Source organism: Mahella sp., assembly GCF_020054945.1.
GTDB lineage: Bacteria > Bacillota > Clostridia > Mahellales > Mahellaceae > Mahella.
The window spans coordinates 1-10,845 of sequence record NZ_JAIHAU010000051.1 but is presented as its reverse complement, the minus strand read 5'-3'; the positions used below and the strand labels follow the sequence as shown (position 1 = coordinate 10,845).

11 protein-coding genes are annotated in these 10,845 nt (G+C 46.7%); 4 read left to right on the top strand and 7 right to left on the bottom strand.

Annotated features, from left to right (window positions below):
- Window positions 1-815: 1,4-alpha-glucan branching protein domain-containing protein (locus tag JG770_RS09330; RefSeq protein ID WP_291958175.1), on the top strand; the 815-nt coding region annotated here is incomplete at its 5' end.
- Between the two features lie 104 nt (window positions 816-919).
- On the top strand, window positions 920-1,837 hold the full coding sequence (locus tag JG770_RS09325) for a polysaccharide deacetylase family protein (RefSeq protein WP_291958173.1): 918 nt from the start codon (window positions 920-922) through the stop codon (window positions 1,835-1,837).
- 7 nt (window positions 1,838-1,844) lie between these two features.
- On the opposite strand, the gene JG770_RS09320 is transcribed toward JG770_RS09325, so the two are convergent.
- From JG770_RS09320 to JG770_RS09310, 3 genes are all read right to left on the bottom strand, one after another.
- Window positions 1,845-2,315: a hypothetical protein gene (locus JG770_RS09320; RefSeq protein ID WP_291958170.1), complete on the bottom strand. Its 471-nt coding sequence runs from the start codon at window positions 2,313-2,315 to the stop codon at window positions 1,845-1,847.
- Entirely contained in the window at window positions 2,282-3,691 is a 1,410-nt protein-coding gene (gene iscB, locus JG770_RS09315; RefSeq protein ID WP_291958168.1) for an RNA-guided endonuclease IscB, read from the bottom strand. The genes JG770_RS09320 and iscB overlap by 34 nt, the downstream gene beginning before the upstream one ends.
- Window positions 3,692-3,950: 259 nt before the next feature.
- Window positions 3,951-4,514, bottom strand: coding sequence for a response regulator transcription factor (locus tag JG770_RS09310; protein ID WP_291958166.1), 564 nt, complete (start codon window positions 4,512-4,514; stop codon window positions 3,951-3,953).
- A 205-nt stretch (window positions 4,515-4,719) separates the two neighbouring features.
- Between JG770_RS09310 and JG770_RS09305 the strand changes: the two genes are divergently transcribed.
- Window positions 4,720-7,245 (top strand): cation-transporting P-type ATPase, encoded by a 2,526-nt coding sequence (locus JG770_RS09305; protein ID WP_291958164.1) that lies wholly within the window; start codon window positions 4,720-4,722, stop codon window positions 7,243-7,245.
- A gap of 37 nt (window positions 7,246-7,282) precedes the next feature.
- Here JG770_RS09305 and tsaD read toward each other — a convergent pair whose 3' ends face one another.
- Genes tsaD through tsaE form a run of 4 tightly spaced genes read right to left on the bottom strand, consistent with a single transcriptional unit; the run spans window position 7,283 to window position 9,920 of the window.
- Window positions 7,283-8,284, bottom strand: coding sequence for a tRNA (adenosine(37)-N6)-threonylcarbamoyltransferase complex transferase subunit TsaD (gene tsaD / locus JG770_RS09300; protein WP_291958162.1), 1,002 nt, complete (start codon window positions 8,282-8,284; stop codon window positions 7,283-7,285).
- Between the two features lie 17 nt (window positions 8,285-8,301).
- Window positions 8,302-8,769 carry a ribosomal protein S18-alanine N-acetyltransferase gene (gene rimI / locus JG770_RS09295; protein WP_291958159.1) on the bottom strand — a complete coding sequence of 156 codons (468 nt, stop codon included), beginning with the start codon at window positions 8,767-8,769 and terminating at the stop codon, window positions 8,302-8,304.
- A gap of 6 nt (window positions 8,770-8,775) precedes the next feature.
- Window positions 8,776-9,465 carry a tRNA (adenosine(37)-N6)-threonylcarbamoyltransferase complex dimerization subunit type 1 TsaB gene (gene tsaB, locus JG770_RS09290; protein WP_291958156.1) on the bottom strand — a complete coding sequence of 230 codons (690 nt, stop codon included), beginning with the start codon at window positions 9,463-9,465 and terminating at the stop codon, window positions 8,776-8,778.
- Window positions 9,462-9,920 (bottom strand): tRNA (adenosine(37)-N6)-threonylcarbamoyltransferase complex ATPase subunit type 1 TsaE, encoded by a 459-nt coding sequence (tsaE, locus tag JG770_RS09285; RefSeq protein WP_291958153.1) that lies wholly within the window; start codon window positions 9,918-9,920, stop codon window positions 9,462-9,464. Before tsaE ends, tsaB begins: the two co-directional genes overlap by 4 nt.
- A gap of 288 nt (window positions 9,921-10,208) precedes the next feature.
- Between tsaE and JG770_RS09280 the strand changes: the two genes are divergently transcribed.
- On the top strand, window positions 10,209-10,808 hold the full coding sequence (locus JG770_RS09280; protein ID WP_291958149.1) for a ZIP family metal transporter: 600 nt from the start codon (window positions 10,209-10,211) through the stop codon (window positions 10,806-10,808).
- The last annotated feature ends 37 nt before the right edge of the window (window positions 10,809-10,845 follow it).

Sequence of the window (10,845 nt, the reverse complement as noted above, 5' to 3'; positions counted from 1 at the left end):
ATTATATAAAGCCTTATATAATGTCAGACGGACAGAGGGTACAGACTGGTTTGAAATATTATCGAATAACAGGTAAGACCGATGACAAAATGCCTTATATACCTGAGCGCGCTGCTGAAAAAGCCGCTATTCATGCCGGTAATTTCATATTCAACCGCCAGCAGCAGATAAGTTACTATAGCGGCAATATGGATAAACCGCCTATAGTGGTATGCCCTTATGATGCCGAGTTATTCGGGCATTGGTGGTATGAAGGCCCCAAATGGCTGGATCATCTTATGCGACAGGTCTATGCCAGCCAAATCAATTTTAAGATGATAACGCCATGGGAATACCTTAATATGTATCCCTCCATACAAGTAGCACAGCCTTGCCCATCAAGCTGGGGGTATCAGGGATATAACGAGGTATGGCTGAATGAGAGCAACGATTGGATATACCGGCATTTACATAAGGCCGTCGAACGCATGACAGAAATGGCCAATCGATATGCCTCTCCGACCGATTTAGAGCGGCGTGCCTTGAATCAGGCCGTTAGGGAGCTTCTTTTGGCACAAAGCAGCGATTGGGCATTCATCATGAAGACCGGTACTATGACCGATTATGCCGCTAACCGCACAAGAGCTCACGTGCAGCGTTTTAATAAGCTGTATGAGGATATTACGGGGGGTAAAATCGACCAACAGTGGTTATCGGAGATAGAATACCTGGACAATATTTTCCCCGATATAGACTATCATATATATAGCAATCAAAATCGGGGATATCACATCTCCCTCCTCGGAAGCACATGGCAAGAAACTGTCGAGGAATAATAATATTGCCTAAAATATAATGATTTTGTAACTATTATGAAACGTTTGTAACCGAAATATATTATATAATAGCACTATAGTAAAACGATGTGAGGTTACAAACGATGATAAAGATATGGAAGGCTCTAAGGGTAATTATTGTTTTAAGCGTTATAATTATCACGATTATGATGCCTAAACATACAGACAGCACAGAATACGGAACACCCCAGATACCGATGCCGGACGAGGCTCTCGCATCCCCGCAGGCAACGATAAATAATACGCCTTCCATATCCGATCCAGCGCCACCAGTTCAGCCAAAACCTAGACCTGATCCAACATCACAGCCAGAATCTACGCCGACACCGGTATCGGAACTGAAACCGGAGATACCATCGTCAGCCGGTAATACAGGCGATATCACTCCTGTTAAGCCTGTTGTCATAGGTTTTGGCAGCAGGCATGTAAAGGAAGTATCTCTGACCTTCGATGACGGACCTGATGGGCGTTTCACTCCCCAAATATTGGATATATTGAAAAAATACAACGTCAAAGCAACCTTTTTCGTAATAGGAAGAAATGCCGAAAAATATCCCGAGATATTAAAGCGCATATCCGATGAAGGGCATATTATAGGAAACCATAGCTGTGATCATAAGGATTTTACTAAACTGACGCCAGAAGAACGATATGACGAAATACATAAGACCGAGCTCCTCATCGATCGGCAGTTAGGTAGTCATAGCGCTATGTTTCGCATGCCCTTCGGAGCATTTAACGATGATGTCGTAAAAGATATAGCTGCGCTGGGTTACTACAATATATACTGGTCGGTAGATACGGAAGATTGGTCGGGTATATCGCCATCTGCTATAAAAAAGAACATAGAAGACGAGCTGCGTCCCGGTGCTATAGTGCTCATGCACAGCAGCGGCCAAAGTAAGGCCATATCCAATACGGTAAAGGTACTGCCCAAAGTTATAGAAATGCTCCAAAAAGGCGGCTACAAGCTGGTAACGGTTCCCGAACTGCTCAAGTAATCCAGGTTTACTCGCCTATTACTAATGGGTTAGTTTTGGGAAAACTTTCCTCCCATTTGGGTACATAACTGCCCATGGCCCACTCGGCCATAACTACTGTTTCCCCTTCTTTTATGGTGATTTTTCTGGCCGGCTTTGACGATATAACACCATCCCTTATAGTATATATAGATAGAAAATTATTCCCTAAGGCTATTAAAACATCCTTATTAGGCGATGTATAGGCATCCAGCGCCGATGGTACCTTCTCTTTTATATCATTCCATGACAAGCATAAATCATCATAATTTACAAGTTTATCGCCTGGCATAACGCCTACGGTGAAGTCTTCCTGTCCGCCGCCCGTATTAAGCCTGCCTTTTATAATCCAATGCCCGTTCCTTCTCTTCAGCGTGAAATTATCATCGCTTATAATCGATGATATGCCGTCAGGCGCTCGTTGCCCTAACGATGACAGATGGGCCTGTGCAGAACGCAAGAAGGCATCCTTTGCATCCTTTCGTATTTGTATCCATCGTATCTTTGTATAACATGACAATACTTATAAGGTATGCCCTGTGCTAATGGCTTCCCTGCGGCACTGCGTATATCAAAGTATCCCGTCCTCCTTATGGCCGCATATCCCGTGTATTTGCCCTGGTATTTCCCTTTCGGTACATCGGCTCTGATATAGTCGCCGTTTTGGAATCCAAAGAATGTTTTCTCCCTGGATAGATAGCCTCTTGGGAATCCGTTTTTGTCTGCAAGTGTCCTCTGTCTTGTACCTCTGCCTTTGGCATGGAATTCCAACACATATACTGTCTTAAATTTGAGGTTAGGCGGCATGCTGACACCTACGCAGCAGGCATCGTAATAATGCTCTTTCGGTAAACCATGTCTTAGACGCTGCATCTTCGTTCTCGCTCCGCTTCCGCACTCAACCGGCAGCCTTGTCTCTTTCAGCCTGTCGTATAGCTCCCAGCGCGTGGCGTTCATCATGGCGGCGTCTTTGAGCGGTTGTTTGGCTTGTTTCTGCACTTCGGGGAAACCGAATTCTTCTGCTGTCATGTCGCCTTTCTTCTGGTTGCATTTGTGGCAGGCCAGCGTCAGGTTGCTTATCCTGTCGCTCCCTCCTCTGGATTTTGGGATTATGTGCTCTACTTCCAGCGGTACGTTTTCTTTGCCGCAGTATACGCATTGCCTGCCCCATTTCTCCAACAGGTATTCTTTGATTTCGTAGCCTGCCAGTTGGCCGTGCTGATATTCCACTCCTTCAATGTTCGGGTTCTGCATAAGCTGCGTATCAAATTTGATGTGTTCTGTTGATATGGCAGCTATCGGCATGCTTTTGCACAGTTTGTTGACTATGCTCATGGTCTGGTCAACGCGGGCGTTCAGTGATGGCGGCAGCCATCGGTCTCTGTACCCGTTGTCGCGGCGCTGATGGCATTTGCTGCAGTACCGGCTGTCGTGTTTTGCGTTGCTGCCGCAGCAGGCGCATTTGTTTGGATGGCGGTTGTTATACCTTGCCTTGCGGTATCGCGTCTTTCGGTTGCGTCTGCTCCGGCGCTGTGCCTGTCTTTCTTTTAGTGATTTCTTTATGCCTGGTTTGTGATGTATTTGCGCTAAATATACTATCTTGCCGCAGTCCGGATCGCTTTCTTCAGTAACCGCTACACCGGTCGTTTTGCTGCCTGGATCGAGCTTGAGCCTTAACGGCTGCAGCTGGCTTTCTTCTACTGTCCTGTCCTTTAGCCGTATGGTGAACGGCTGCATCTTATGTACCACCGCTCGGCCTCTTTCTAAAAGAAGTCTGGCTCTTTTTTCTGTACATGGCATCAGTGGTTTCTTATGTTTGTCCAGTACGAATACCATCTTGCTTTTTTCTCCTTTCGGAGCCCCTTACGGGACTGGTAACGCAATTGTTATTGTCTCTCCTCGCCAATGTTGGTAGTCAGTACGCCCGCATGGCACCGCCCTTACCCATCGGGCTTTTAACCATGCGGTTGCAGTGGTTAGGACTGGAGAAGCATCCTAACGTACGTTCTTTAACTCTCCTGCCAACGTAGTGCTCGCGGCACTTAGGCTGGTCAATCAGGGCTCTTTCAAGCCCCCGCCTCTAATAGGCGGTGGGTTATTGACATCCCCATACGACATCGAGGAGCTTGTCCTTGCTCATAACCACATTGGGATGGCTGATCAATGTCTCCAACAACAGGTATTCCTTAGGCGTCAGTTCTATTTCCATGCCCTGTTTATATACCTTTTGGGCATAAGTCGCAATCTTGAACGGCCCGCTCGCCAACGTTTCCCTATCCGATGTTTGGCTATCTGCCTGCAGCCTTTTCAATATTGCCTCGGCCCGTAATACCAATTCCAAAGGATTAAAGGGCTTGACAACATAGTCATCCGCACCGTATTCCAGCCCCATGATCCTATCCATTTCAAGGTTGCGCGCCGTAAGCATTATGATCCCCATCCTCGGAAACTCCTGTCTTAACGCCCTACAAACCTCAAACCCGTCTATACCGGGGAGTATTATGTCCAATATCACCATATCCGGTGCTTGTTCTCTCGCTTTTTTTATACCATCCTCGCCTGTGGCAGCCTCCATTATACTATAGCCGCTGCGTTCGAATCCGATTTTTACAAACTCGCGTATAGGCTTTTCGTCTTCTATAATAAGTATTTGTTTCACTAAATAATCCTTCTCTCAATGTATCCTAGAATTATTTTATTACACTATTACCTCCGTGTAAAGAAAAAACAGGCGTTTCTCCCAAACAGTTACGCTTATACCGCAACTGTTCAGATACCGCTGCGCATAGGCAATGGTAACCATAAATATGCTTTACATCTGAGTAATCGCATGCTAGAATTTAAAGGAAAGGAGCATATTCAAAATGCGGGATATAAAACACCAGACATACGGTTTAAGCGAAGACCAGGCCCGCCAACGCCTGCAGCAGCAAGGGCCTAACCGCATAGAATTAAGGCGGCAGGTTCGTTTTGCCGAGATTTTCTGGGAAGAAGTACGAGAGCCGATGATATTGCTTCTGTTGGCAGTAACATTAGGCTACTTCATGCTAGGAGAATCAGTGGAAGCCATAGCTGTATTGCTCATCGTCACAGCCATTGTCTTGGTTGAGGTTTGGACCGAATACCGTGCCAAAGCGTCGGTGGCCGCCCTGCAAACCTTGACCGAACCTTCGACACTGGTAATGCGCGATGGCGAAATAAAGACCGTACCGGTGGAAGATGTCGTGTCGGGCGATTGTATGGTATTACGCGCAGGAAGCCGTATACCGGCCGACGGGTATCTGGTAAGCGCCTATGACATGGCCGTGGATGAATCAGCTCTGACCGGCGAGTCTTTCCCTGTAGAAAAGAAAAGTGCAATCGACGACAAATCAATGCAGGTTGATTACGAATATCAGATTTTTCGCGGCACACTTGTGGTAAGAGGCGAAGGGTTGGCCATAGTCACCGCTACCGGCATATCGACCGAAATCGGGCGCATAGTTGGCATAACCCGTGCGGCTAAACCCCCACGTACGCCTCTGCAACAGATGATGAAACAATTGAGCAAGGTATTGGCCATAGCCGCCCTTTTATCAGCAATATTGATACCCGTCCTTTTGATCTTCATAAGCGGTCAAAAATGGTCTGATGCCGTTCTGACAGGGCTAAGCCTTGCCTTCGCCACTATACCGGAGGAACTGCCCATACTGGTGGTCATGGTGCTGGGACTGGGTTCCTTGCGCCTGGCGCGCTCCAACGCATTGGTAAGAAAGTTAAACAGCGCTGAGACCCTTGGTCACATTACCGCCATCGTTACAGATAAAACCGGCACGCTTACGCAAAATCATCAGCAATTTATAGGAGCGGTAATACCTGGTCAATGGCAAGTAATAATGCCCTCCGATTTAGATCAGACGCCTGCCAACCAGCGTGTGAGCAGCGCAGCACGCTTAAGCCTTCTGTATCCGGACGAAAAAGGGGCATCGGCATGGAGCGATCCACTTGAAGCAGCTTTAGCCGAAAGCCTGCCCTCATCTGCTTTGAAAGATCCTGCGCCGGAACAATCCAAAACTCTGATACCTTTTTCCTCTGAAAGGGGCTGGTCCGGTATCGCGTGGGGCGAGAATCATCGCATAATAAAGGGCATACCCGAGATTATCTTAAATTCTTGCAAATACGCCCTATTTACAAATAGCGGCGACAAAGCCGAATGGGATATAACCGACGCCATGCGTACGGAGATATTGCAACATATCGATCATCTGGCCGATGATGGATACCGTATATTGGGGTTGGCTGAGGATGATATTTTCCTCGGATTGCTGGTTTTCGCCGATCCATTGCGTAAAGAAGCTGCCGATGCCGTATCAGCTGTTCGTTCTGCCGGCGTGAAGGTGATAATGGCCACAGGCGATCATCCGAACGTGGCCCGTTCAATAGCCGAACAGATAGGCCTACCAACCAAATCTATAGCGACCGGCGAGCAAATGGAACGATGGAGCGATGAAGAACTGGCGGATAAATTGCTTCAAACCGCCATCTTCGCTCGTATTAAGCCGGAGCATAAGTTGCGCCTGGTACGCGCTTTACAGGCTCAGAACGAGGTAGTGGCCATGATAGGCGACGGCATAAACGACGCGCCGGCCATTGCCGCCGCCGATGTCGGCGTGGCTATGGGTAAAAGCGGCACCGATGCAGCGCGTGAAAATGCCGGTATAGTCCTCACTGACGACCGATTTGAAACTTTAGCCAAGGCCGTGCACGAAGGCCGCGGCCTATTCGCAAATCTGCAAAAAGCCGTCCGATATTATTTGGCTATAAAAGTAGCTCTGGTGGTAACCATGCTGATACCGGCCGTCTTGGGTTTGACATCGCCTTTTTCGCCTATCATGATAATACTTATGGAACTATTCATGGATCTGGCGGCTTCTACGGCTTTCGTAATCGAGCCGGCCGAAGATGGTCTAATGGGTCGTCCGCCTCGTCCGGCCAATAAACCGTTTTTGAACTCGGCCATGAACCGTTCCATACTAACCGGAGGATTAATGCTCTCCGTATCCATATTATTAGCTGTATGGGGCGCTACCGGATGGTCAGTATCAGAAATGGACATGATTCGCTCATCCTCGTTCATGGCTTGGATGTGGGGGCATGTACTGCTGGCTTTTGTATTCCGATACATTTACACGCCTCCATATAGTCGCCCATTTACTAATCCCATATTAAATGGCTGGGCTGTCTGCGCTATAGTCACCGCAATGCTGGTGGTCTATGCGCCGCTGCTCGAAAACGTCTTTGATACGACAGCCATATCATCCAGTCAATTGGCTTGGGTATTCGGCATACCATTTATCATGACCATTATTCTTGCAACAACAAGGCCTTTATGGCAAGGTAAGGATCTATAGACATGGAAAATTCGGCTAACCATGGTTCTCGGCGTTTCTATTGCAGTGGTATATCGGACTCGGCATTTAAAAACAGGTCGGATATATAACCGCGCTGCCACCTGAAGAACGCCGCGCTGCCTATCATGGCGGCGTTGTCAGTGCATAAAATGGGCTGTGGATGAATAAATCTCAGCCCGTTTTGCCGACAGGCCTCGTCCATGGTCTCTTTAAGTGCGACGTTGGCCGCTACGCCACCGGCTATGGCTATGGTGCCGATATTGTGTTCCAACGCGGCGTTTATCGCCTTATCCACCAGCACATCGACCACAGCCTTTTGGAAACTGGCCGCTATATCTTCTACAGGGATATCCTGTCCTTTTTGCCGAGCTGTATTTATATAATTCAAAACCGCGGTCTTTAATCCGCTAAAACTAAAGTCGTATGGATGATCGCGGATTACGGCTTTTGGAAATTCTATGATGGCTCGTCCGAGAGCCGCTCTCTTCTCTATAGCCGGGCCTCCCGGGTAACCCAGACCGAGCGTGCGCGCTATCTTATCGAAAGCCTCTCCGGCTGCATCATCATGCGTTTTGCCTATTATACTGTACTTGCAATAATCCTCGACCTCAACTATATACGTATGTCCACCCGATACTACAAGACATAAAAAAGGTGGGATAAGGGACTGATCTGCTATATAATTGGCGCTTATATGCCCTTCTATATGGTGAACACCTATAAGAGGTTTGTTTATAGCCAAGGCTATGGCTTTAGCAGATGAAAGCCCCACCAATAATGCGCCTATGAGGCCGGGACCATATGTAACGCCAATACCATCTACATTGCCGAACGTCATCTCCGCTCTGTCCAACGCTTCCTGTATAACCAGTTCAACTGCTTCCAAATGTTTGCGCGATGCGATCTCGGGCACCACACCGCCGAACTTCTGATGAAAGTCGATCTGCGACGATATTACATTTGACAGCACTCGGCGGCCGTCTTGTACCACAGCCGCCGACGTATCATCGCATGATGTCTCTATTGCTAATATGCGCATGGTTTACAGTTTCCCCTCTATGTTAAATGAAAGTTCCACATTATTATAGCATCTTCATTATTATTAAGATAATACCCCTTGCGTATGCCGCTCTCTTCAAATCCCAGCTTTTTATAGAGATTCTGAGCTACTATATTGGATTTGCGTACTTCCAATGTCATACGGCTTATGCCTATATCTACCGCCATCTTCATCATATATCTCATCAGCTTCTCCCCGATCCCCCTATGTCTGTAATCGGGATGAACGGCTACATTGGTTATATGCGCCTCATCTATTACGAGCCACATACCTATATATCCCACTACCCTTCCATTTAAACGAGCCACCGCATAACGCGCACAAAAGTTTCGCATAATTTCGGTACGAAAGGCTTCTTTGGACCATGGCGTAGGAAAACAGAGCCGCTCTATCTCCTCCACATCATCCAAATCACTTAAACGCATCTCTGTAACCTGTACTATGGATTCGTTTTTTTGTTCCATCTGTTATTATACCCCCGCTCTAATCTCCGCCTGCGATTTTCTCATATAAAACGGCAATAAAGTAATATAATTTTTTAAATCTCCGACCTGTGCGATATGGTTTCCCAATATGCCCGCTATAGATGCCATAGGCACGCAACGATAATCCGGCATCAGTATAGCATCGCCCTGAAAATCACGTTGTAAATCATCGCGATATACGCTGACCGCGGGACCAGTAAATACCACAGGCACTTCATTCATAAGCGATTTTTTAAGTTGATAAAGATGCATTATCATATAATCCGACTGCCTATGCATATGACCATTTGACCAAATATAGCGCGCTGTATAAACATTTTGCTGTTGCGCATCTATCAACGGATAAATGGGATGGTCTGGCAAAGCAGCCCCTTCGGCCAATATATCCAAAGAAGTTACGGCTGCTATGGGTTTATCGGTCACATGAGCCAATGCTTTTATAGTAGCGCACCCTATACGCAAACCGGTAAAAGAGCCCGGCCCTATATCCACCGCCCAAAGGTCTATATCCGCTATTGCCATATCTACCCATTCAAGAACATGCTTTATCATAGGCACCACTATCTGTGAATGACGTTTATTATAATTAAAAGATTCTTCATGTAATACCATATCATCGCGTAATACAGCTGCTGACGCCACATCGGTAGCTGTATCCAAAGCCAGAATATTCAATACTCATTCAACCCTTCCAGAATCTCTACATAACGCGGCCCTATAGCTTCCGCATCTATAATCCTTTGACTCTCGTCCGTACCATATAATATCCATATATGCATATATCGAGCCGGAAGCAATTCTCGTATTCTCTCAGCCCACTCTATAACCGCAACGCCTTTATCGAAGAAATATTCTTCGTACCCTATGTCGTACAGTTGTTCCGGATCTTCCAGCCTATATACATCAAAATGATAGAGCGGCAAACGACCACTGTATTGGCTCATTATAGTATATGTCGGACTGGTTATCTCATCGGTTATATCCAGCCCTCTCGCTATACCTTTAACTATTTGAGTCTTACCGCTACCAAGATCACCGTCTAGCGCTATTATATCACCTTCATGCAAAAGCTGTCCAATACGTTTGCCCAAGGCAAAAGTCTCCTTCGCACACTTGGTTATAAATCTCACATTCTCTGCACCTCACCATGAATTATACTACTATTATAATTCACTTGCCAACTTTTTTAATCGGCAATCTTCGATTCGTAATATAACAAATCCAGCGCATGCAATGATATAAAGCCTACATCCGCTCATGAAATATTGCTGGCGTACTTACGATTCGTTTCGCTTGAGCAAGCTAACGCCGGCAATTCGCGTCCATGCTCAGTGCCGGCTGGTCGGACGTTCATACTTAACAAAATCCCGTACCCCTGCATAAAATGTTTAGAGCAGGAATGGAGGTAGATGAATACGATGCTTTCTCATACACAGATAATATGCATTGGCATTATAGCAAGTTTAGCAGCCGGATTGGCCACGAGCGCGGGAGCCATCCCTATCTTTTTCACGCGCAATATATCAAGAAAGCTCATGGATGCTTTGCTCGGTATGGCAGCAGGAATCATGCTGGCCGCTACCGCATTCAGCTTGATCATACCGGCCATAGAAAAAGGCGGTGGCGGTATAAAAGGAGCCGGTATAACGCTCATAGGCATACTGGTAGGAGGAATTTTCCTCGATGTGGTAGATTGTTTATTTCCGGATACCAATTTACTATCCAATTCAATGAATGATGCGGAAAATGAAAATGGCGCTGCCTTGAGAAGGGTATGGCTGTTCGTCATAGCCATAACCGTACATAATTTTCCGGAAGGCATGGCAGTAGGGGTCGGTTTTGGCGATGGGGATATAGCCAATGGCATAAGCCTCGCTATAGCCATTGGCCTTCAAAATATACCGGAAGGTTTGGCAGTAGCATTACCGCTATTACAGCACGGTTACAGTACCGGCACAGGGGTGAAGCATGAATTTAAGATGAGCAATAAATCGGGCTTAGAGGGACACCGAAAATAAATTTTTTCTCAAATAAGAGCTGGATCAATTTTTGCCC

What these genes read in the sequence shown, in the direction of transcription:
- JG770_RS09325 (WP_291958173.1), top strand. Translation starts at nt 920, where the DNA reads ATGATAAAGATATGGAAGGCTCTAAGGGTAATTATTGTTTTAAGCGTT.
- iscB (WP_291958168.1), bottom strand. Translation starts at nt 3,691, where the DNA reads ATGGTATTCGTACTGGACAAACATAAGAAACCACTGATGCCATGTACA.
- JG770_RS09305 (WP_291958164.1), top strand. Translation starts at nt 4,720, where the DNA reads ATGCGGGATATAAAACACCAGACATACGGTTTAAGCGAAGACCAGGCC.
- tsaD (WP_291958162.1), bottom strand. Translation starts at nt 8,284, where the DNA reads ATGCGCATATTAGCAATAGAGACATCATGCGATGATACGTCGGCGGCT.
- rimI (WP_291958159.1), bottom strand. Translation starts at nt 8,769, where the DNA reads ATGGAACAAAAAAACGAATCCATAGTACAGGTTACAGAGATGCGTTTA.
- JG770_RS09280 (WP_291958149.1), top strand. Translation starts at nt 10,209, where the DNA reads ATGCTTTCTCATACACAGATAATATGCATTGGCATTATAGCAAGTTTA.